Below are 20257 nucleotides of genomic sequence, written 5' to 3' on the forward strand. Positions count from 1 at the left end.
CCCGCTATCGCTATATGAGGCGGGCAATATCAATGACAGCCCGGGGGCGCCAGATGGCCGAGACACGTAAAACCAAGGTACTGATCATCGGCTCCGGCCCTGCGGGCTACACCGCCGGGGTCTACGCGAGCCGCGCCATGCTGGAGCCGATCCTCGTTCAAGGGATTGAGCCCGGCGGCCAGCTGACCACCACCACCGAGGTCGAGAACTGGCCCGGCGACAGCGAGGTGCAAGGCCCCGACCTGATGATCCGCATGCAGGACCACGCCAAGGCGATGGGCACCGAGATCATCGGCGACATCATCACCGATCTTGACCTCTCAAGCCGCCCGTTCCACGCCAAAGGCGACAGCGGCACGACCTATGTCGCCGACGCTGTGATCCTTGCCACCGGGGCGCGGGCCAAATGGCTGGGGCTGGAGAGCGAGGAAAAGTTCAAAGGGTTCGGCGTCTCGGCCTGCGCCACTTGTGACGGCTTTTTCTACCGGGGCCAAGAGATTATGGTGATCGGCGGCGGCAACACCGCCGTGGAAGAGGCGCTGTTTCTGACCAATTTCGCCTCAAAAGTCACGTTGATACACCGCCGTGATGAGCTGCGTGCTGAGAAAATCCTGATCGACCGGCTGATGAAGAACCCCAAGATCGAGCCGCTGTGGTTCCACGAGCTTGAGGAAGTCTATGGCACCGACAGCCCGCTGGGCGTCGAAGGTGTGAAGGTTAAACACGTTAAGACCGGCGAAATCACTGATATCCCGGCCAAAGGTGTCTTTGTGGCCATCGGTCACGCGCCCTCGAATGAATTGGTTAAGGACACGTTGGAAACCCACATGGGCGGCTATGTCGTGACCAAACCGGACAGCACCGAAACCTCCATTCCCGGCGTCTTTGCCGCAGGCGATCTAACGGACCACAAGTATCGCCAGGCGGTGACAAGCGCCGGCATGGGCTGCATGGCCGCGCTGGAAGCTGAGCGTTTTCTGGCCGAAGTGGGCGATGATGAGGGCAAAGACACCTCCCTTCCGCTTGGCTATGGGGCCGAAGTGAAGGAAGACGTTTAAGTCAACCGAAGGCGCGGCGGAGATAATTCTGGTTTCCGCCGCCCTTGCACACCCGAATTGCAGGCCATCCCGAGATCACGGGATATCAGCCTTTAACGATACGCTACCCCCTAGAACTATAGACTTTTTACGCCTTTTGCAGCTATGGCAGCCAAGACCGAAGCCGCCTGCCCCCTGAAGAAAAGTGATAGTTATGATGCCCAGCAACCTGACGCCGATCCCCGAACTCTATGTCTCTTACGAGTCTTCGCAGAAACTGAAGATCGAAGCCGGCAATCTGGTGAGCCTTGATCTCACCCCGCGTCAGATCTGCGATCTGGAGCTTTTGATGAACGGCGGTTTCAATCCGCTCAAAGGTTTCCTGTCCGAGGAAGACTATGACGGCGTGGTCGAGAATATGCGCCTGGCCGATGGCTCCCTCTGGCCCATGCCGATCAACCTCGACGTCAGCGAAGCCTTCGCCGAAAAGCTGGAACTCGGTCAGGACATCGCCCTGCGCGACCAAGAGGGCGTGATCCTTGCGACCATGACCATCACCGACCGTTGGACCCCCAATAAGGCACGCGAGGCCGAGAAGGTCTTTGGCGCGGATGACGATGCGCATCCGGCGGTGAACTATCTGCACAACCAAGCGGGCAACGTCTATCTCGGCGGTCCGGTGACCGGCATCCAGCAGCCCGTGCACTATGATTTCCGTGCCCGCCGCGACACGCCCAACGAATTGCGCGCCTATTTCCGCAAGCTGGGCTGGCGCCGCGTCGTGGCCTTCCAAACCCGCAACCCGCTGCACCGCGCGCATCAGGAACTCACCTTCCGTGCCGCCCGTGAGGCGCAGGCCAACCTGCTGATCCATCCGGTCGTCGGCATGACCAAGCCCGGCGACGTCGATCACTTCACCCGCGTGCGCTGCTATGAGGCAGTGCTCGATAAATACCCTGCCGCCACCACCTCGATGAGCCTCTTGAACCTCGCCATGCGCATGGCTGGCCCGCGTGAGGCCGTCTGGCACGGGCTGATCCGCAAGAACCACGGCTGTACACACTTCATCGTCGGCCGCGACCACGCTGGCCCCGGCAAGAACTCCGCCGGCGAAGATTTCTATGGCCCCTATGATGCGCAGGATCTGTTCCGCGCGCATCAGGAGGAAATGGGCATCGAAATGGTCGATTTCAAACATATGGTCTGGGTGCAGGAACGCGCTCAATATGAGGCCATGGATGAGATCAAGGACAAAGACGATGTCACCATCCTGAACATCTCGGGCACCGAGCTGCGCCGCCGCCTGCGCGAAGGGCTGGAGATCCCTGAGTGGTTCTCCTTCCCCGAGGTCGTCAAGGAACTGCGCCGCACCTCCCCGCCGCGCTCGAAGCAGGGCTTCACCGTGTTCTTCACTGGTTTCTCCGGCTCGGGCAAATCCACTATCGCCAACGCACTGATGGTCAAGCTGATGGAGATGGGCGGCCGCCCCGTGACGCTGCTGGATGGCGATATCGTGCGCAAGAACCTTTCCTCTGAGTTGGGCTTCTCCAAAGAGCACCGCGATCTGAACATCCGCCGCATCGGCTATGTCGCGTCAGAGATCACCAAGAACGGCGGCATCGCCATTTGTGCGCCGATCGCGCCCTATGCCACCACCCGCCGCGCGGTGCGTGAGGATGTAGAGAACTTCGGCGCCTTCGTCGAAGTGCATGTCGCGACCTCTATCGAGGAATGCGAGCGCCGCGACCGCAAGGGGCTCTACAAGCTGGCGCGCGAAGGCAAGATCAAAGAGTTCACGGGCATTTCTGACCCCTACGATGTGCCGCAGAACGCCGAGCTGGTACTGGAGACCGAGAACGTTGAGGTCGATAACTGCGCGCATCAGGTGTTGCTGAAGCTCGAAAACATGGGGCTGATCGCGGGTTAAACCGCTCGGCCTTCCTAGAATGGAAACGCAGCCCCTCGGGGCTGCGTTTTGCGTTTTGGTCAGGCCGTTTCCGGCATGAAGACCTGCCCCGACATCACCACACGCCCCTGCCCCGCGACGCGCACCCCGGAGATCGCATCGCGGGGGCCCAGCACTTCGACCTCTGCCCGCCCCGGACGGCCCATGAGGTGCCCCTGTTCGGCGACAAATCGGGGGCTATCGATCAGCCCCCGCGCCCAGAGATAGGCCGCCATCGCGCCTGTTGCCGATCCGGTGAAAGGGTCTTCGGCGGGGCTGGGCGGGGCCAATAGCAGCCGCGCATAGGTATCGCCCGCCGAAGTTGCGCCGTCGAGTGTTACCCAAAAAGGCTCCATCATATCGCTGTCTTGCCCCAGATGGGTGTTGTAATCCGCCAGCGCCCGGGGATCGAGTTTCAGCCTTTCCAGCGCCCTGCGGCTGCGCAAGACCGTGATGCAAAAGGGCAACCCGGTAGAGACCACCTGCGGCTGCCCGATGATATCGGCCGGTTCCAAACCGCCCACGTCTGCGACGAGATCGACAGGCACTTCGACCCCGAAAACCGGCGCGATCTGGGTCATTGCGATCTGGGCACCGCGGACCTCTATCTCCACGATACCCGCGCCCGTCTCCAGCCGCAGCGGCCCTTCACCGATCAGCCCGCGATGGCGCAGGGCCGCGACGGTGGCGATGGTCGGATGGCCGGCAAAGGGTATCTCTCGGCTGGCGAGGTAGTATTTCACCTTGAAGTCTGCGATCTCGGACGGCCCTGTAAAGGTGCATTCTACCAAAGATGTCTCACGCACATAGGCCGTGCAAATGGCATCAGGCAGCACCGCCCCGCCATGCACCACGGCACAGCCGTTGCCCCCAAAGACCTGATCGGTGAAAGCATCCACCCAGTCGAAATCGAAATCCATACGCCCGCTCCCAATAACAAAAGGCCGCAGCGGACTGCGGCCTTGCATCGGGCTTAGCGTATCGTCGTGAATGTCGGCGTCAATGCACCATGACCGGGCGGTAGTCATGCTCACGTGCCAAAGAGAACGCGAGCTTTTGATCGCCAACCAGCGCCAACTGCTGCCCTTCGGCGTCATGGACCGCATAAAGAAGCTCGAGCCCTTCTGCCTGATCGCGCACTTCGCGCGGCAGATCAGCGACAGCGATCGTTTTGACATAGACCATACGGTCATTCCCGTGGGTGATTGCGTCTTGCATGATATTACCCCTTCTTGATCTTGATGGTTTGAACCACTGTTTCAGGCTTGGCGCGGGTCAGGTCGACATGCAGCAGACCATTCTCCATAACGGCTTCGCCCACATCGACCCCATCGGCCAGTACGAACGAGCGCTGAAACTGTCGCGCAGCGATCCCACGGTGCAAGAACACCCGGTCTTCGCCATCGTCAGACTGACGCCCACGGATCACGAGCTGTCTATCCTCAACTGTTATCGAGAGATCCTGTTCCGAAAAACCCGCAACCGCCAGTGTGATCCGGTAGCTGTAATCAGAGGTCTGCTCGATGTTGAACGGCGGATAACCTTCGTTTCCGGCCTTGGCGCTGCGTTCCAGCACCCGTTCCAATTGTTCAAACCCCAGCATGTGAGGGTAAGAGGCAAGCGTTAGTTTCGTCATGCGACACGTCCTTATCAGGTCAAGCGACAGTGTTTCACAGGCCCCGCAACCGGCAACCCGTTGCATTGAATATGGGGGGGCTTAAGCAGGGGCGCAAGGGCTATGCCAAATGATCTCAAGCGCTTATATTCAAGGTTCAGATGCCCAACGGAATCACCTACCCATGAATGCCCCTACCGATCTGTCGATGAAAACGGATGAAGTGCTGCGTGTTGAGCTTGAGGTCTTCCGACGGGAACATCGCGATCTGGATGACGCCATCCACGCTCTTGTTGAAAAAGGAACTGGCGATCAATTGACCCTGCAGCGGCTGAAAAAGCGCAAGCTGCGGCTCAAGGATCTTATCGCCCAGATCGAAGACCGCCTGACCCCCGATATCATCGCCTAAACTTTGATCTCTGTTGCCTGCGGCAATCATCGTTGCCACATGGGCCGGGATGGGTATAGTGCGCGCTCTGATCCACCAAGAGAAGGCCCTGCGCAATGACCACGCCCCCGGTTGGCATCATCATGGGGTCCCAGTCCGACTGGGCCACCATGCGCGAAGCAGCGACCCTGTTAGACGAGCTTCACATCCCCTTTGAGGCGCGCATCGTGTCCGCCCATCGCACGCCGGACCGGCTGTGGGACTATGGCAAAACGGCAGTTGACCGGGGTTTGCAAGTTATCATCGCGGGCGCTGGCGGTGCGGCGCATTTGCCGGGCATGATGGCCTCCAAAACCCGCGTGCCGGTGATTGGCGTGCCGGTGCAAACCAAAGCGCTGTCGGGTGTGGATTCGCTCTATTCCATCCTGCAGATGCCACGCGGCTTTCCGGTCGCGACCATGGCCATCGGTGCCGCAGGCGCGGCCAATGCGGCCTTGATGGCGGCGGGCATCCTTGCCTTGCAAGATGCGGAACTGGCCAAGCGGTTGGACGATTGGCGCGACGCGCTTAGCGCCTCAATCCCCGAGGTGCCGCATGACTGAGCCACTGCAAACCGGCGCCACCATCGGCATTCTGGGCGGAGGTCAACTGGGGCGCATGCTCTCGGTCGCCGCCGCGCGGCTTGGCTTTCGCACCCATATCTTTGAGCCGGGCGCCAACCCGCCCGCCGCCGATGTGGCCCATGCGGTGACCACCGCAGGCTATGACGACCACAGCGCGCTAGAGGCTTTCGCCCGCGCCTGTGACATCGTCACTTTCGAGTTTGAGAACATCCCAACCGAGGCGCTCGACGTGGTTGAGGCGATCACCCCGCTCCGTCCGGGCCGCGAAGCCCTGCGCATTTCCCAAGACCGGCTGACCGAGAAGACCTTCCTCGGTGACCTTGGTTTGCGGGTGGCGCCTTTTGCCGATGTCACCGACGCCGCGACTTTGAAGGCCGCCGTGGCGCAGATCGGCACGCCCGCAATCCTCAAGACCCGACGTTTCGGCTATGACGGCAAGGGCCAAGCGCGGCTGAAAGACGATACCGACCTCGACACCGCTTGGGCCGAGATGAACGGCGCGCCTTCGGTGCTCGAAGGGTTCGTGAATTTTAGCGCCGAGATTTCCGTCATCGCCGCGCGCAGCGCCACGGGCGAAGTCGCCTGTTTCGATCCCGGTGAGAACGTCCACCGCGATGGCATCCTGCACACCACCACCGTCCCGGCAAAGATCAGCAACGCGCAGCGCACCGATGCGGTTTTGCTGGCCGGTCGGGTGCTTAACGCGCTTGAGTATGTCGGCGTCATGGGGGTTGAGCTTTTCGTCACCCCGCAGGGGCTGATCGTGAACGAAATCGCCCCACGGGTGCATAACTCGGGCCATTGGACCCAGAATGGCTGCGCGATCGACCAGTTCGAGCAGCACATCCGCGCCGTCGCGGGCTGGCCCTTGGGCGATGGTCAGCGCTATGCGGATGTGGTGATGACCAACCTCATCGGTGACGATATGGACCGCGTGCCAGAGCTTGCCCGCGCGCGCGACACAGCGCTGCATCTCTACGGCAAGGCCGAGGTGAAACCGGGCCGCAAGATGGGCCATGTGAACCAGATCATTCGCGCCTGAGGTCAGGCGACGAAACGCTCCGCAACCGCGCCGGACATGAAGCTTACCCGCCCCGCCACGAAAGTGGCGGCGACGCGGCCTGTGGCCTTGTCCAACACAACGATATCGGCGCGCTTGCCTGGCGCCAGCGTGCCACGATCGGTAAGCCCTAGCACCTGCGCCGGCCCGGATGAGACCAGCGCCCATGCCCCCGCAAGGTCGAGCAGCCCGCTTTGCGCCAGCATGAGGGCGGCACGGCGCGGCGAAGGGTAATGGTAGTCTGACGCCAAGGCGTGACACAGCCCCATGATGATCAGGTCCAGCGCCGACAGATTGCCGTTATGCGACCCGCCGCGCACCACATTGGGCGCGCCCATGATCACCGCATCGCCCGCCCCATGCGCGGCCACGGCGGCCTCCTGCGTTTCGGGGAATTCTGCCAGTGTCACACCCCGCGCCCGCCACAGACCGCGCCCCTCGGCGGTCTGATCATCATGGCTGCCCATCTTGACCCCGCGCTGCGCCAGTTCTGCGCACAGTCGATCCAAGGCCGCTGGCACCTCATCGCGCCGAGCGTGCATCTCCTGCATCTGCGCCAGATGGCTCTCGGGGCTACGCCCGGCCTTCAGCGCCTGCCCCACCAGCCGTTTCGGCATCCTACCCGCCGCCAAGCGGTCATGCGGCAAGTGATCGTTGAACACCACATAGCCCACGCCCCACTCCGCCATACGCCGCGGCAGACTGTCGTAGAGGTCGAGCATATGGGTCTCAAAGCGCAACTGCGGGCGGATATCAGTGACCAATTCCGGCGCCGTGTCGCGGATGCCGCTAAAGACCTGATCGGCAAATCCCAGCCCCCGCAGGCCGCCTTCCCAGCTGACGAACTGGGCCAAAACAGCCGTGGTCATGCCGTTGGCCGCCAGTTCCGCCTCTGCGGCGACCAGCCCTTCGGAAAGCTGCTTCATCGCCCCGCGGCGCGGTGCCAAATGCCGCTCGAACGCATCGCCATGCAGATCGACAATCCCCGGCAGCACTTGGAAGCCGGTTAAATCAACGCTCCGCCCCACCGGGCGGTCATTAATCACCCCCTCGGCAAAAGACAGCGGCGCGCGGCTAAGTCCTTCGGGATGCAGGACCTCTGCGTTCATCAGGTCAAGGTTTGGCATCGTCCCCTCCCAACCCCGGCAGGCACCCGCCTTCGGGGCAGCCAATCGCGTTCAATACGCCATCGATAAAGGTCATCGACCGGTCAAAACTGCCGGTTCTCAAAAACGCCATGGTCTGGGCGATAACGCGCGGGTTGTTCATCATGAAAGTGTGGGTCACGGGCAAAACGATATGCTCTTTCATCCCCGCCACACGGGTCGACGCGACCGAGACCTTCCCGTCATCCGGACCCGGCAAAAGGCTTGAGAAATACGGGTTTAGAGACTGTGACCCCGCGATCACGCCCAACTCAAACGGCACAGGCGGCAATTGGTTCGGGAGCGCCCCATCCCCGGTGCCGATCTCGGCCCCGGCCGGGCCGTTCAACCACTCAAAGGCGGGGTTCTCGACCAACTCGTCGACCACTTCGCTGCCGTGATTGGGCGGCCCCAGCATCACCACGCGGCCGACACGGTCGGCGCCAGCCTCTGCCACCCATTTGCGCACCAGAATACCACCCATAGAATGGGTCACGAAATCAATCTGCGCGGTGCCACAAGCGGCAACCGCCTGTGGCAAGGTCTGCTTGGTCAACTCAGCGATATTGGCCTCGGTTGAGGGATAGCCGGGGCGCACCACGCGGTACCCTTCGGCGGCCAAGGCGGCCTCCATAACAGCGAAAGACATCTCGGTTCGTGCCAGCCCATGCAGCAATACAACACAGCGGCCCGCAGCCGTTTCAGCCGCCGCAGGCAGAGGAATCGCCAGCCAAATCGCGGCGATCAGCAAGGTGAGAGGTTTCATCATGCCCTCCAGATAGACTGATTGGCGGGACTGTGAAATGGTCTTGCCGTGTTACCTGACGAAAGTATGCCGATGCCCCGCCCCTGCCCCCGATTAGCCGCCCGCGCTGTCTTGTTGCACGAGGACCGCCTCCTGCTGGTCAATGCCTATGCCGACAATCGACTGGGTTTGATGTGCGCCCCCGGCGGTGGAGTAGAGGCCGGCGCCTCCGTGCCCGACAACCTGCGCCGCGAAGTGTTCGAAGAGACGGGCCTGACAATCTCGGTCGGCGCGCCCTGTCTGGTCAACGAATTCCACGACCCCAGCGGCGATTTTCATCAGGTGGATATCTATTTCAGGTGCCATATCCTCGGCCCCGCCCAGATCGCGTCAGACTGGAAGGATCACGAAGCCATCGTCACCCGACATCAATGGGTCACCAAATCCGAATTGGCGCAGATTCCACACAAGCCCGACAGCCTCGGCGCAGTCGCCTTTGGTCCGGCGGAGGCGGCGATCACCTACGATCCGTTGGAGCCGATCTTGCGCTGATCGCCCAAGCAATCCCGCCCAAAACCAACGCCGTCGCGATAAGCAGCGTGAGGTCCAGCGGTTCACCCAAAAGCAGCGCGCCAGCAAGGATGGCGATGATCGGCACGCTAAGCTGTGCCACCGCCGCCGTGCCACCGTCGATCCGGGCCAGCACCGCATACCACAATGCGTACCCAAGGCCCGAAGTTACCCCACCGCAAAGCGCGCCCAACAGCAGGCCCGTCATACTGAAATGCGACCCTGTCAAAGCAGGCAGGATAAGCATGAAAGGCAGGCAAAGCAGAAAATTCGCCGAAGTCGCTGCTAAGGGATCGCCCGATGTGCGACCAATGATCGTATAGGCGGCCCAGCCCATCCCCGCGGCGACCATCAACCCAGCGCCGATGATATCTGTCGAACCCTGCCCATCCGGCCAAAGAACAAGCACCAATCCGGCAAAGGCCGCGGCGGCGCCTGTGATTTGCCGCGCGGTGGGGGCCGCGCCGGTCATCGCGGCGTAGGTAAACATGGTAATCTGCACGACACCAAAAAGAATAAGCGCACCGAGCCCGGCATCCAACGTTAGATAAGCGAGGCTAAAACCAATCATATAGACAGCAAGGCTGACAGCGCCGCCGATCCTGTTGCGTCGCAAGAGCGGCAGTCGCCCGCCCCGTAGCGCCACCATGACCCCCAAAACCAAAGCACCTGCGGCGACGCGAACGAGCGCAAAGCCCGCAGGATCAATATGCCCACCATCTACTGCCATCCGTGTTAAAATGGAGTTTGCCGCAAAAGCGCACATGGTGAGAGCGGAGAGAAGGAAAAGCTGCATGACCATTCGCTTAGCCCCCCTACCCAGCTGCGCCAAGCGCTGATTTCCCCCTACATAGCAATCTAACTGGGTCGTGATGACAAACCCCCTCGATTTGACCAGCGCGATCGGATGACGGGATCCAATCAGCGCATCATTCCGACAGGTGAAACCAGATGCCTTTGCCAGGATCATTCGGGTTTCATGTTGCACTGCCTATATTGCCTCCCTCCAAACGCACCTCTACCAACGCACCGCGTTCGGCACCGGTCGAAATCAAACGGGCATGTCCGTCATAATTCCCGGCGATTTTTCGAACCAAAGCCAGCCCAAGCCCGGAGCCTTCCACCTCGTCCCGGGATCGCAACGTGGTCATCGGCTTGAAAACACGCTCGTGAAATCGCGGATGAATCCCCGGCCCATCGTCTGAAACGGTCAACATCAGGGCAGACCCTTCGCGCCATGCCGCCACCTTGACCCTTCCTGAAAACTTATCATGATGCTTGATCGCGTTTCCGATCAATGCCGAAAGGAGCGTGTGAAGGTCTGCTTCATCAATAAGAAATGAGCCGCAACCAAAGTCATGATCGATCCGGAAACCACTGGTCGGCCCAATTTCCTTTACCACAGCATCGAATTTCTCTTGGAGACTAACCTCTTGTATATTCGCCATCTTCCCTGCGCGGGAATACTGCAACAGATCGAACAGCATCCGATCCAAACGCTGCGTATGCCGCTTCATCAAAGTAATGGAACTATGCACCGAAGGACTTACCTCAAGCCCAGACTCCTCGATATCCTCGGCAATCCATTCTGGCAGTTCCAATAGCGCGCGGATGGAACCGCGCAGATCATGGCTTACCAAATGGATAAACTCCTCTGCGTCCGGCGCCGTATTTGGCTGTTTCCCCAAAGGGATTTCAACGTCGAGTGACGAATATAGCTGGGGATGGGTCATATCACTAACGCCCTACGCTTGACCGTTGGACAGAGCCCCGCACCTGCCGGATCGAAGAGTAAAGCTGCCATTACGTGATATCCCTCAGCAAACGCCGCGCATTTGGCGGATACTTTCGACGAAGGCGCGCCCATCTTTGTATTTGCCTCTCCCGCCCCGCCCGGCTGGTGATAAGCTGCCACTGCTGCGCCACACGGCTCAGGGCTATTTTCGGCGCAACCTCGCCCTGCAGCGCCCGATCCAACCCTCTTCCTAAAGCCTGAAAATACTCAGATTGCCCTTTTAGGTAGAAATCTGGAATTGCCCCGTCAAGCGACGCGCGATGTACCTTAAGAAACGATTTTGAATAAGCATCTTCTACGCCCGGATCGCTGTAGTGTTCCTTTCGGTAAGGGTCGAAAAAGCCATCTGCCTGCCGAACGGCCAGTGTCGACATCTCAGGTGTGACGGCAAATAGGGCAAATAAATAGGCGAGTTCCTTCTGTGCCGATGTTGCGCTGACCACAAAGCTCCACCCCCAGTTGAAATAGGGTGTTGCAAGGAGTTCCCCCCCAACTTTCCCACCGGGCGTCGGGCCGTAAATCATCCGCCCTCTCATCAACGACCGGGGAGAATTTAGATATTTCTGCGTACCGCCCCAGCCAATATTGCAATAGACATCGCCTTTCGCGTATCGCGCCCAGTTTTCAAACAGCCCAAGGTTAGAGCTATCGGGGACGAGGCTGTCTGAAATCGCAATCAATTCCTCCAACGCCGCTACACCCGGGTCTTCAGCGATTTGCGGGGTCATATCGGGGGACAACGGCCAATACCCTTTGGCGTGAAATCGAATCCACCACTCCCACGCCAGATACCCCGGCGTGCGAAACAACAACCCGCCATATCGACCCGCTTCTGGCGCATGAAAAAAACGTATTTGCCGATCCAGCTCCACCCAAGTCTCTGGCATGGCGAGAGAATAACCAAAACGATCCGCATAGCGCGCCTGCTCATCCGGATCGTGAAGCATTTCGCGATGGTAAAACATCACATAGGCGTCGCCATCTGTTTGGAAACCATAGTTCTGACCGTCAAACCTATCCCCTTCCTGATAGAGCATAGGGTCGCGAAATCCCGTCGGCTCATAGCGTGCGGCGTAGTCATCCAAAGCGTGGATTGCCCCTGCGGCAACGAGGTCTGCCACCCCAAAGGTCGCAGGCAGGGCAACGTCATATTTCGCCTCCCCAAGTACACTATTTAGCATTAGCTCCGCATTGATCTGATCGACATGCACCTCTTGAAGGTCGACTTTCACCCCGGTTCGCTCCGTAAACACCGCCGCGACCGGTTCAAGATTGGCACGTGACCCTTCCGGAAGCAGCACAGAGAGCGTTCTGGCATCTCCAACCAAACCACGGGCACGCGCGGCCACTTTTATATCAATCGTCTCCCCAAATGCCGGACCGGCGATAAGCGTGCTAAGACCGGCACCCAGGCCGATAGAGAACCTTCGCCTTGTCAACCTGCGCCCGCCTAACACACTGCAATCCTCCAATCAGCGGCTGGGGGATGCCCCCTCTCGCTTTGATGAACCCGGTTTTAGAGCCGTGGCGATTAACATTGCGTTAATTGGTCCCAGCTATTCAGTCAGCATGGCTACGATGCATCCCCCATGGTCGCTGCGGCAGTTTCTCGGCAGTCGTATCAGCACCCGCCTAAGGGCAGCGCTCCTTCTCGTGGCGGCCATTATTGGCGTTGCGGGATGGGCTGCTACGGGTCAGATGCGATCTGTGCTGGTCAGTCACGCTCATTTGAGCCAATCGGCCCTTCCTACGTTGGCTATTTCCCAGCAAATTGAGCGGTCCTTGAACGGTGTATTCCTTTCGATTGAGCAGCTTAATCAATTAGATACCTCCGTGTCGCCAGATACGCTCGGGAAAGACATCACAACAAAAATCGACAAAACTTTTGAGCTTTTAGAAAATCTGAAGACAATGGAGATCGCGCTCCCGCTGGCAGAGCGGCTGGAGGGACGGCTGCATATGGCGCGGCGGGCATCTGATGCGACAGTTTTCAGCCTTCAGGAAATGCGGCGCGCCGAGGGCCAGATCCTCACAACGCTTGATCTTGTCGAGCAAATCCAAGTACAGAATCATACTATTATTGATGAGTTAGCCTACCGACTTTCACGGCAAACCGAAGCCCTGCTGAGTGAAGTCTCAGGAAGCTTTGCATCCGGTGATGTTGCCCCAGAAAATCGCCCTTCAGGCTTTCCCGACATGTTGTTGAGCGCAATTAATCTCAATGACATTCGGCTAAGTCTCGACACGCTTATTAACATCATCAATTCACAAGGGCTACAGAACCAACTTCTTCAACTTGAGCGCGCGCGACTTCTTGTCGAAGAGCATTTCCAGGATGCCATCACCCGGTTACCGCGCATTCATGAAGCAGCCAGTAGACGGTCGCTGGCCCGCCAAATCGACGCGCTGCGCGACGTGCTGCTTGATCCCGAAAAAAGCTTCTTCGCACATTCAACGGCACGTCTGCAGTTTCACGAGAGCGTTCAAACGCTACAAGCCGAACACCTGCCCATGATCGTGAGGATTTCGGACATATCCTCCGATCTTACTCAGAACACTTTGCGGCGGGTGGATCTCGCGACAGATGAGCTGCGCGACACCATCCATCGGGTCATATGGACTGTTGGCCTCACCGTTGGAAGCGCGCTTCTCGTGATTGCCCTTACCAACGGCTTTGTTGTTGAGCGGCAGTTTAACCGTCGCATCAATCGATTGACCAATTCCGTCACGGCTATCGCTCAGGGTGACCTTGATCACCCCGTCACCGTGCGAGGGCAGGACGAACTAGGAGAGATGGCACGTGCATTAGTTGTGTTCCGCACAACTGCGGAAGAGTTGCGGCGCTCGAACATTGAGCTCGAGAAATTCGCCTATGTGGCCGCCCACGACCTGCGATCTCCCCTCCGTGCGGTGCATGAACTAAGCCTTTGGGTCCTTGAGGATGAGGAAAATGCGCTGAGTGCGGAAAGCCGAAGCTATTTGCTTATGTCACAACAACGGATCGATCGGCTCAACCGCCTTCTTAACGATCTTTTGGACTACGCCCGGGCGGGACAGGACCAACCCGCGCCAGAGCCGGTGCACCTTGCCCGATTGGTGGCAGACCTTGCCCGATATACCGACACCGAGGGTCGGTTCAAAATTAGCTTTGCCGGGACAAACCAGATCATCGACGTACAGCTTTCGCCGTTGCAGCAGATTTTGGGCAACCTGATCTCAAATGCAATCAAACACCATGACCGGGATCATGGCACCATCCATGTTAATGCCGAGGTGCAGCAGGACCGTGTTGTTCTAAGCGTGCGCGATGACGGGCCTGGAATAGAACTTCGGCACCAAGAGAAGATATTTGAACTGTTTCAAACACTTAAATCTCGTGATGAGGTTGAAGGGAGCGGCTTGGGCCTCGCCATCGTAAGCAAGCTTGCGTCTCACCAGAAAGGGAAGATCACGCTGGTCTCCGACCCCAACAAAAAGCGCGGATCGACCTTTGTTGTGGAGCTTCCATTGGCAACGCAAACGCACCGCAATCTGGCCGTGGCGGCGGCGGCGTGACCCAAGCCGAAAAGGAATATTGGATGAAAACGACGCCCGCGAAATTTCTTATCGTAGACGATGACAAAGTCAGCGTGATGGCCATGCAACGGGCGATGCGCAAGTTGAAGATCGTCAACGAAACGGCGGTTTGTCACGACGGGCAACATGCGCTCGAATTTTTAGCGGAGGAGGTGAAGCGGCATGGGCGATTGCCGCCCTATATCGTCACACTTGACCTCAATATGCCGCGCATGGGCGGGCTTGAGTTCTTGGAAGTTGTCCGAGCCGATCCGGCGTTGGAGCGGATGGTGGTTTTTGTTTTCACCACCTCCGATATGCCCACGGACGTGCAATCCGCCTATAGCAAGAATGTCGCGGGCTATATCGTGAAGGAAAACCCGTCAGAGACCTTTGCCAATGCGCTCGGCATGCTCAATGCCTATTCGCGGATCGTAGAACTGCCAGCTTGATCACCGTGAGAACCAGATAAAGGGCCATCGAACCCGGATAGTCGCTGCCTTTAAACGGAAAGAGGCGCGCCATTGCTGGCACGCCTCCTGAACTTTAGCCAATAGGGCTGGCTTACATCATGCCGCCCATGCCGCCCATGTCGGGCATGCCGCCGCCGGCGGGTGCGCCGTCTTTAGCAGGCTTGTCGGCGACCATCGCTTCGGTGGTGATCAGCAGACCAGCGATCGAAGCCGCGTCTTGCAATGCTGTACGCACCACTTTCGCCGGGTCGATGACGCCGAACTTGAACATGTCGCCATATTCTTCGGTCTGCGCGTTGAAGCCGAACTTCAGGTCGTCGCTTTCGCGGATTTTGCCGGCAACAACCGAACCGTCCACACCAGCGTTCTCAGCAATCTGACGCAGCGGTGCTTCCAGTGCTTTGCGCACGATGGAAATACCAACGTTTTGATCGTTGTTGTCGCCGGCCAGACCTTCGAGCTTTTTGCCCGCCTGAACCAGAGCAACACCACCGCCAACAACGATGCCTTCTTGAACAGCGGCACGTGTCGCGTTCAGGGCGTCATCAACGCGGTCTTTGCGCTCTTTCACTTCGACTTCGGTCATGCCGCCGACGCGGATCACGGCAACACCGCCTGCCAGTTTGGCAACGCGCTCTTGCAGCTTCTCACGGTCGTAGTCGGAGGTGGTTTCTTCGATCTGGTTACGGATCTGAGCAACACGTGCTTCGATCTCGGCCTTCTCGCCTGCGCCATCAACGACAGTGGTCTCGTCTTTGGTGATCGCGACTTTCTTGGCAGAACCCAGCATGTCCATGGTCACGGACTCAAGCTTCATGCCGAGGTCTTCGGAGATCACCTGACCACCGGTCAGAACCGCGAGGTCTTGCAGCATCGCTTTGCGACGGTCACCGAAGCCCGGTGCCTTCACAGCAGCAATCTTCAGACCGCCGCGCAGTTTGTTCACGACGAGTGTCGCCAGGGCTTCGCCCTCAACGTCTTCGGCGATGATCAAAAGCGGCTTCTGCGACTGGATCACTTGCTCAAGCAGGGGAACCATCGGCTGAAGGCTCGACAGTTTCTTCTCGTGCAGCAGGATGATCGCGTCTTCCAGCTCGACAGTCATCTTGTCGGAATTGGTGACGAAATAGGGGCTCAGGTAGCCGCGGTCGAACTGCATGCCTTCGACGACATCGGTCTCTGTTTCCAGACCTTTGTTCTCTTCGACGGTGATCACGCCTTCGTTGCCGACTTTCTGCATCGCGTCTGCGATCTGACGGCCGATCTCTTTTTCACCGTTGGCGGAGATTGTGCCAACCTGCGCGACTTCGTCGCTGTCGGATACGTCACGAGCAGCGGCTTTGATCGCTTCGACGACCTTGGCAGTGGCCAGATCGATACCGCGCTTAAGGTCCATCGGGTTCATGCCAGCGGCAACCGATTTCATGCCTTCTTTGACGATGGCTTGGGCCAGAACAGTCGCGGTGGTGGTGCCGTCGCCTGCTTCGTCGTTGGTCCGGGAAGCAACTTCCTTGACCATCTGTGCGCCCATGTTCTCGAACTTGTCTTCCAGTTCGATTTCCTTCGCCACGGATACACCGTCTTTGGTGATGCGCGGTGCGCCGAAGGATTTGTCCAGAACCACGTTCCGGCCTTTGGGGCCGAGTGTGACTTTCACCGCGTCGGCAAGGATGTTCACACCCTTGAGCATCCGGTTACGGGCATCGGTGTCAAATTTGACGTCCTTAGCAGCCATGTTGTCTTCTCCTAAAATCTTGGATTGATGTGAGCGTCTTCAGAGGGTCGGCAAGCCGGGTGGCTTACGCGATGATCCCCATGATGTCGCTTTCTTTCATCATCAGCATTTCTTCGCCGTCGACGGTGACCTCTGTGCCGGACCATTTGCCGAACAGGATTTTGTCGCCGGGTGCGACGGCCATTTCGATCAACTCGCCGTTGTCTTTGCGTGCGCCGGTGCCCACGGCAACAACTTCACCCTCGGAAGGCTTTTCTTTGGCGGAATCAGGAATGATCAACCCGCCGGCGGTTTTTTCTTCGCTTTCGGTACGCTTTACCAGCACACGGTCATGAAGCGGTTTCAATGCCATCTTTGCAGCTCCTTAAGGCTCAAAGTTACTCTTCCAAGCCACCCCCTCCGGGCGAGGGGTGCAGCCGTTAGCACTCAACCCTTGTGAGTGATAACGATGCATAGCTAAGCAGCAGTCTGCGTTCTGTCAACAACGGCTTCGAAAAATTTTGCAGGGCCGGGAACTGTTAGCCAGCACCCAAAACACGGCCCGCTGTGGCCACCGCTTCGGCCCCCGTTGGCGTTAGTCCGTATATGCCTTTGTCGACCTTTTCAAACCAACCGTAGTGGTCATCCCGCATCATGCGGGTTGCCGCCGAGACACCGGTTGCGCGGGCCACATGCGCGCCTTTGCTTGCGCCGGCTTCGAACAGATAGACCGCGATTTTCAACGCATCCTGACGGTAGGCGGTCACCAGCCCCGCGCGGGTCTGGCCGCCGTCGTTCGGATCCCCCTGCCGCCGGGCGAATTCGCGCAAAAGCATCGCCGCCCGTTTGGCATTCTTGCGCGGCGCATAGGGGCCGGGATCGCAATGCACCTCGACCAACCCATCCGACAGCCGCACGGTAATCAGCCCCAACCCCAGCCGCCGCGCCAGCGTGACGTTGTCCTTCACCGCCTTGGCAAAGCGTTTGCCCGGTTGCCGCGCAACGGCGAGGTAAACATCATCCGACACCTTCAGCCGCGCCAGACACTGATGGAACAGCGCCAGCGAAAAGCCGAGCTTCAGCTCAACCACAACCGGCGGCTCGGCCCCGCGCAGGGCCACCACATCTGCCGCGCCGACTTCGGCCTTCACCACATAGCCCTGATCCTCAAGGAAAGCCTTGATCGGCGGGTAAAGATCTGTTTCGCGCGGGTTGCTCATGGCGCGCAACTTGCCCCATCGCGCGGCGCTATGCAAAGGGGCCGCGCAGCCCTAGACTGACGCGATGACCCGCGACGAATTCAACGCCTTCTGCGCCGCCCTGCCTCAGACATCCCACGTCGTGCAATGGAGCAATGCTGACGTCTGGAAAGTCGGCGGCAAGGTCTTTGCGATCTGCGGCTGGGCCGAGGATGCGTCCGCCTTTACTTTCAAGGTGACTGAACTGGGGTTTGAGGTGCTCTCCGACAGCCCCGGCTTGCGGCCCGCGCCCTATCTGGCTTCGCGCGGGCTTAAGTGGATACAGCATTACGCCGCGCCGGGGCTGAGCGATGACAGCCTGCGCGACCACATCCGCGCCTCTTATGACATGATCGTCGCCGCGCTCTCCAAAAAGAAGCGCGCGGAACTGGGGCTTTAGCCGCTGGCGCGCAATGCCGCATTGCAGCAGGCGCAGGTGACAAGCCAATTGAACCTGTTATAAGGCCCGCAAATCCACCCGAACAGACAGGACCACCCCATGACAACGCTTGTTTTTGGCCATAAATCCCCCGACACCGACAGCACCGGCAGCCCGATCGTCTGGGCTTGGTATCTTAACGAGATTAAGGGCATCCCCGCCAAACCCGTTCTGCTGGGCGAGCCGAACACCGAAGCGCTGTTCATGCTCGACAAATGGAACCTCGATAAGCCGGAAATCCTGACCGCGCTTGAGGCCGACACCAAGGTTGTCATCGTCGACACCAACAACCCAGCCGAGCTGCCCGCCAACATCAACGAGGCCGACATCACCGGCATCATCGACCACCACCGTCTGGTGGCCGGGCTGGAAACACGCGGCCCGATTGAGATCAACATCCAGCCGCTGGCCTGCACGGCAACCATCATGTTCAAGATGATCGGCAAAGACTGGGCGCAAGCCCCGCGCGGCGTCAAAGCGGCTGCCTTGTCCTGCATCCTGTCTGACACGCTGGAATTCCGCAGCCCCACCACCACCCAAGAAGACCGCGCCATTGCCGAAGACATCGCGCGGGACCTGGGCGTCGACATCAGCGACTACGCTGCAGAGATGTTCGCCGCGAAATCCGACGTTTCGTCCTTCGGCGAGGCGGAACTGCTGCGCATGGACAGCAAGGAATTCGACCTCGATGGCACCAACCTGCGCGTGAGCGTGCTGGAAACCACCTCCCCCGCACCGCTGCTGGAGCGCAAGGACGCGCTGATGGCTGAGATGCCGAAAGTGGCCGAGGCCGACGGTGCCGCGCAGGTGCTCTTGTTCATCGTCGATATCCTGAAAGAAGAGGCGACGCTGCTGGTGCCCAACGACATGGTCAAACATATCGCCGAGCAGAGCTTTGGCGCTGAGGTCTCGGGCGACACGGTCGTGCTGCCCGGCGTGATGAGCCGCAAAAAGCAGATCATCCCCAACCTCAAGATGTAAGCCAATCGGGCGGGCCAAGTGCCCGCCCTCGCTTTTTGAAAGGCCGCCCCATGACCCGCATTATCTCTGCCCTGCCGCAAGTTTCCGATCAATATGACGCGCTTTTTGTCGATCTTTGGGGCTGCGTTCACGACGGGCGCAAGGCGCTGCCCGATGCGGTGGCGGCCTTGCAGGCCTATCGCAAGACCGGCGGCAAGGTCGTGCTGGTCACCAACTCCCCCCGCCCCCGCACGGGCGTGGAGAAACAGTTGCAGCAGTTTGGCGTGCCAGAAGACGCATGGGACAGCATCGCCACCTCCGGCGATTCCGCGCGCTCTGCCATGTTCCGCGGTGCTGTGGGCGAAAAGGTCTGGTTCATCGGCCACCCCGCTGAGCGCAAGTTTTTCGAGCCGCTTGCGATCCTCGAAAACCCGGTAAATGTAGAAACCGTCGGGCTGGCCGAAGCCGAAGGCATCGTCTGCACCGGCCCGGTCGACCCGATGGCCGACCCCGAGATCATGCGCCCCGAGTTCGAACAGGCCATCGCCCGCGGGCTGAAACTGCTCTGCGCCAACCCCGATATCGTCGTGGACCGGGGCGAAGTGCGCGAATGGTGCGCCGGGGCACTGGCCGCACTCTATACCGAGATGGGCGGCGAAAGCCTCTATTTCGGCAAGCCGCATGGCCCGATCTACGATCTCGCCCGCCGTCGCCTTGCCGCCTTTGAGGTCGACATCCCCGACAATCGCATCCTCGCCATCGGTGACGGCATCCTGACGGACGTCAAAGGCGCGATGGACGAAGGCATCGATTCGCTGTTCATCACCGGAGGACTGGCCGCCGCGGAAACCGCGACCACCGAGCAACCCGACGAAGACAAGCTCCGCGCCTATCTCGATCGCGAAGCCTCGGCCCCGACCTATGCCATCGGATTCCTGCGCTAACTCAGAAAAGG

General features: G+C 59.5%; 22 protein-coding genes. 11 read left to right on the top strand and 11 right to left on the bottom strand.

The features are described from left to right. The first annotated feature begins 53 nt into the window (after positions 1 to 53). Together trxB and K3762_RS14340 are read left to right on the top strand one after the other, a co-directional pair. Positions 54 to 1058, top strand: a complete 1005-nt coding sequence (trxB, locus tag K3762_RS14335) for a thioredoxin-disulfide reductase (protein WP_132444295.1) — start codon at positions 54 to 56, stop codon at positions 1056 to 1058. 193 nt (positions 1059 to 1251) lie between these two features. After that, positions 1252 to 2964, top strand: coding sequence for a bifunctional sulfate adenylyltransferase/adenylylsulfate kinase (locus K3762_RS14340; protein ID WP_132444294.1), 1713 nt, complete (start codon positions 1252 to 1254; stop codon positions 2962 to 2964). A gap of 59 nt (positions 2965 to 3023) precedes the next feature. Here the strand turns inward: K3762_RS14340 and K3762_RS14345 are convergent, their stop codons facing one another. The 3 genes from K3762_RS14345 to K3762_RS14355 form a co-directional block, all read right to left on the bottom strand. Beyond that, positions 3024 to 3902 carry a PhzF family phenazine biosynthesis protein gene (locus K3762_RS14345; RefSeq protein ID WP_120351713.1) on the bottom strand — a complete coding sequence of 293 codons (879 nt, stop codon included), beginning with the start codon at positions 3900 to 3902 and terminating at the stop codon, positions 3024 to 3026. A 79-nt stretch (positions 3903 to 3981) separates the two neighbouring features. Next, positions 3982 to 4200: a DUF1150 family protein gene (locus K3762_RS14350; RefSeq protein WP_007119022.1), complete on the bottom strand. Its 219-nt coding sequence runs from the start codon at positions 4198 to 4200 to the stop codon at positions 3982 to 3984. Positions 4201 to 4204: 4 nt separating this feature from the next. Next, on the bottom strand, positions 4205 to 4618 hold the full coding sequence (locus K3762_RS14355; protein ID WP_067267324.1) for an Hsp20 family protein: 414 nt from the start codon (positions 4616 to 4618) through the stop codon (positions 4205 to 4207). A gap of 163 nt (positions 4619 to 4781) precedes the next feature. Here K3762_RS14355 and K3762_RS14360 point away from each other — a divergent pair, with 163 nt between their 5' ends. The 3 genes from K3762_RS14360 (at position 4782) to K3762_RS14370 (ending at position 6650) form a co-directional block, all read left to right on the top strand. Beyond that, positions 4782 to 5006: a YdcH family protein gene (locus tag K3762_RS14360; RefSeq protein ID WP_007119020.1), complete on the top strand. Its 225-nt coding sequence runs from the start codon at positions 4782 to 4784 to the stop codon at positions 5004 to 5006. A 95-nt stretch (positions 5007 to 5101) separates the two neighbouring features. Continuing rightward, positions 5102 to 5587: a 5-(carboxyamino)imidazole ribonucleotide mutase gene (gene purE, locus K3762_RS14365; protein WP_206054287.1), complete on the top strand. Its 486-nt coding sequence runs from the start codon at positions 5102 to 5104 to the stop codon at positions 5585 to 5587. After that, the gene (locus K3762_RS14370; RefSeq protein WP_132444293.1) at positions 5580 to 6650 is read left to right on the top strand and encodes a 5-(carboxyamino)imidazole ribonucleotide synthase; all 1071 of its coding nucleotides are present in this window, start codon (positions 5580 to 5582) and stop codon (positions 6648 to 6650) included. Before purE ends, K3762_RS14370 begins: the two co-directional genes overlap by 8 nt. Before the next feature lie 2 nt (positions 6651 to 6652). Here K3762_RS14370 and K3762_RS14375 read toward each other — a convergent pair whose 3' ends face one another. Then, positions 6653 to 7795, bottom strand: coding sequence for an alpha-D-ribose 1-methylphosphonate 5-triphosphate diphosphatase (locus tag K3762_RS14375; RefSeq protein WP_260010152.1), 1143 nt, complete (start codon positions 7793 to 7795; stop codon positions 6653 to 6655). Continuing rightward, positions 7782 to 8582 (bottom strand): alpha/beta fold hydrolase, encoded by an 801-nt coding sequence (locus K3762_RS14380; RefSeq protein ID WP_132444291.1) that lies wholly within the window; start codon positions 8580 to 8582, stop codon positions 7782 to 7784. The genes K3762_RS14375 and K3762_RS14380 overlap by 14 nt, the downstream gene beginning before the upstream one ends. Before the next feature lie 63 nt (positions 8583 to 8645). On the opposite strand from K3762_RS14380, the gene K3762_RS14385 reads away from it, so the two are divergent. Beyond that, positions 8646 to 9110 carry an NUDIX domain-containing protein gene (locus K3762_RS14385; protein WP_132444428.1) on the top strand — a complete coding sequence of 155 codons (465 nt, stop codon included), beginning with the start codon at positions 8646 to 8648 and terminating at the stop codon, positions 9108 to 9110. Here K3762_RS14385 and K3762_RS14390 read toward each other — a convergent pair. The 3 genes from K3762_RS14390 to K3762_RS14400 form a co-directional block, all read right to left on the bottom strand. Then, on the bottom strand, positions 9076 to 9924 hold the full coding sequence (locus K3762_RS14390; RefSeq protein ID WP_132444290.1) for a DMT family transporter: 849 nt from the start codon (positions 9922 to 9924) through the stop codon (positions 9076 to 9078). The genes K3762_RS14385 and K3762_RS14390 overlap by 35 nt on opposite strands. A 181-nt stretch (positions 9925 to 10105) precedes the next feature. After that, entirely contained in the window at positions 10106 to 10861 is a 756-nt protein-coding gene (locus tag K3762_RS14395; protein ID WP_132444289.1) for an ATP-binding protein, read from the bottom strand. A gap of 70 nt (positions 10862 to 10931) precedes the next feature. Then, positions 10932 to 12380: an extracellular solute-binding protein gene (locus K3762_RS14400; RefSeq protein ID WP_311198985.1), complete on the bottom strand. Its 1449-nt coding sequence runs from the start codon at positions 12378 to 12380 to the stop codon at positions 10932 to 10934. A 67-nt stretch (positions 12381 to 12447) separates the two neighbouring features. Here K3762_RS14400 and K3762_RS14405 point away from each other — a divergent pair, with 67 nt between their 5' ends. Together K3762_RS14405 and K3762_RS14410 are read left to right on the top strand one after the other, a co-directional pair. Further along, positions 12448 to 14478 (top strand): ATP-binding protein, encoded by a 2031-nt coding sequence (locus tag K3762_RS14405; protein ID WP_260010156.1) that lies wholly within the window; start codon positions 12448 to 12450, stop codon positions 14476 to 14478. A gap of 23 nt (positions 14479 to 14501) precedes the next feature. After that, positions 14502 to 14930, top strand: a complete 429-nt coding sequence (locus K3762_RS14410) for a response regulator (RefSeq protein WP_067629591.1) — start codon at positions 14502 to 14504, stop codon at positions 14928 to 14930. A 112-nt stretch (positions 14931 to 15042) separates the two neighbouring features. Here K3762_RS14410 and groL read toward each other — a convergent pair whose 3' ends face one another. From groL to K3762_RS14425, 3 genes are all read right to left on the bottom strand, one after another. After that, positions 15043 to 16686, bottom strand: coding sequence for a chaperonin GroEL (groL, locus tag K3762_RS14415; RefSeq protein ID WP_132444287.1), 1644 nt, complete (start codon positions 16684 to 16686; stop codon positions 15043 to 15045). Between the two features lie 64 nt (positions 16687 to 16750). Continuing rightward, positions 16751 to 17038, bottom strand: a complete 288-nt coding sequence (groES, locus tag K3762_RS14420; protein WP_067267338.1) for a co-chaperone GroES — start codon at positions 17036 to 17038, stop codon at positions 16751 to 16753. Between the two features lie 166 nt (positions 17039 to 17204). After that, positions 17205 to 17885, bottom strand: coding sequence for a DUF2161 domain-containing phosphodiesterase (locus K3762_RS14425; RefSeq protein WP_260010175.1), 681 nt, complete (start codon positions 17883 to 17885; stop codon positions 17205 to 17207). A gap of 64 nt (positions 17886 to 17949) precedes the next feature. Between K3762_RS14425 and K3762_RS14430 the strand changes: the two genes are divergently transcribed. The 3 genes from K3762_RS14430 (at position 17950) to K3762_RS14440 (ending at position 20246) form a co-directional block, all read left to right on the top strand. Next, positions 17950 to 18303 (top strand): MmcQ/YjbR family DNA-binding protein, encoded by a 354-nt coding sequence (locus K3762_RS14430; RefSeq protein WP_260010177.1) that lies wholly within the window; start codon positions 17950 to 17952, stop codon positions 18301 to 18303. 99 nt (positions 18304 to 18402) lie between these two features. Beyond that, positions 18403 to 19323, top strand: coding sequence for a manganese-dependent inorganic pyrophosphatase (locus tag K3762_RS14435; protein WP_260010179.1), 921 nt, complete (start codon positions 18403 to 18405; stop codon positions 19321 to 19323). Between the two features lie 50 nt (positions 19324 to 19373). Then, entirely contained in the window at positions 19374 to 20246 is an 873-nt protein-coding gene (locus K3762_RS14440; protein ID WP_132444283.1) for a TIGR01459 family HAD-type hydrolase, read from the top strand. Positions 20247 to 20257: the final 11 nt, after the last annotated feature.

Source organism: Sulfitobacter sp. W074 (genome assembly GCF_025142275.1).
GTDB lineage: Bacteria > Pseudomonadota > Alphaproteobacteria > Rhodobacterales > Rhodobacteraceae > Sulfitobacter > Sulfitobacter profundi.

What these genes read in the sequence shown, in the direction of transcription:
- K3762_RS14380 (WP_132444291.1), bottom strand. Translation starts at nt 8,582, where the DNA reads ATGATGAAACCTCTCACCTTGCTGATCGCCGCGATTTGGCTGGCGATT.
- trxB (WP_132444295.1), top strand. Translation starts at nt 54, where the DNA reads ATGGCCGAGACACGTAAAACCAAGGTACTGATCATCGGCTCCGGCCCT.
- K3762_RS14395 (WP_132444289.1), bottom strand. Translation starts at nt 10,861, where the DNA reads ATGACCCATCCCCAGCTATATTCGTCACTCGACGTTGAAATCCCTTTG.
- K3762_RS14345 (WP_120351713.1), bottom strand. Translation starts at nt 3,902, where the DNA reads ATGGATTTCGATTTCGACTGGGTGGATGCTTTCACCGATCAGGTCTTT.
- K3762_RS14435 (WP_260010179.1), top strand. Translation starts at nt 18,403, where the DNA reads ATGACAACGCTTGTTTTTGGCCATAAATCCCCCGACACCGACAGCACC.
- K3762_RS14355 (WP_067267324.1), bottom strand. Translation starts at nt 4,618, where the DNA reads ATGACGAAACTAACGCTTGCCTCTTACCCTCACATGCTGGGGTTTGAA.
- K3762_RS14425 (WP_260010175.1), bottom strand. Translation starts at nt 17,885, where the DNA reads ATGAGCAACCCGCGCGAAACAGATCTTTACCCGCCGATCAAGGCTTTC.
- K3762_RS14440 (WP_132444283.1), top strand. Translation starts at nt 19,374, where the DNA reads ATGACCCGCATTATCTCTGCCCTGCCGCAAGTTTCCGATCAATATGAC.
- groL (WP_132444287.1), bottom strand. Translation starts at nt 16,686, where the DNA reads ATGGCTGCTAAGGACGTCAAATTTGACACCGATGCCCGTAACCGGATG.
- K3762_RS14360 (WP_007119020.1), top strand. Translation starts at nt 4,782, where the DNA reads ATGAATGCCCCTACCGATCTGTCGATGAAAACGGATGAAGTGCTGCGT.
- K3762_RS14370 (WP_132444293.1), top strand. Translation starts at nt 5,580, where the DNA reads ATGACTGAGCCACTGCAAACCGGCGCCACCATCGGCATTCTGGGCGGA.
- K3762_RS14375 (WP_260010152.1), bottom strand. Translation starts at nt 7,795, where the DNA reads ATGCCAAACCTTGACCTGATGAACGCAGAGGTCCTGCATCCCGAAGGA.
- K3762_RS14350 (WP_007119022.1), bottom strand. Translation starts at nt 4,200, where the DNA reads ATGCAAGACGCAATCACCCACGGGAATGACCGTATGGTCTATGTCAAA.
- purE (WP_206054287.1), top strand. Translation starts at nt 5,102, where the DNA reads ATGACCACGCCCCCGGTTGGCATCATCATGGGGTCCCAGTCCGACTGG.
- groES (WP_067267338.1), bottom strand. Translation starts at nt 17,038, where the DNA reads ATGGCATTGAAACCGCTTCATGACCGTGTGCTGGTAAAGCGTACCGAA.
- K3762_RS14430 (WP_260010177.1), top strand. Translation starts at nt 17,950, where the DNA reads ATGACCCGCGACGAATTCAACGCCTTCTGCGCCGCCCTGCCTCAGACA.
- K3762_RS14340 (WP_132444294.1), top strand. Translation starts at nt 1,252, where the DNA reads ATGATGCCCAGCAACCTGACGCCGATCCCCGAACTCTATGTCTCTTAC.
- K3762_RS14410 (WP_067629591.1), top strand. Translation starts at nt 14,502, where the DNA reads ATGAAAACGACGCCCGCGAAATTTCTTATCGTAGACGATGACAAAGTC.
- K3762_RS14390 (WP_132444290.1), bottom strand. Translation starts at nt 9,924, where the DNA reads ATGCAGCTTTTCCTTCTCTCCGCTCTCACCATGTGCGCTTTTGCGGCA.
- K3762_RS14385 (WP_132444428.1), top strand. Translation starts at nt 8,646, where the DNA reads ATGCCGATGCCCCGCCCCTGCCCCCGATTAGCCGCCCGCGCTGTCTTG.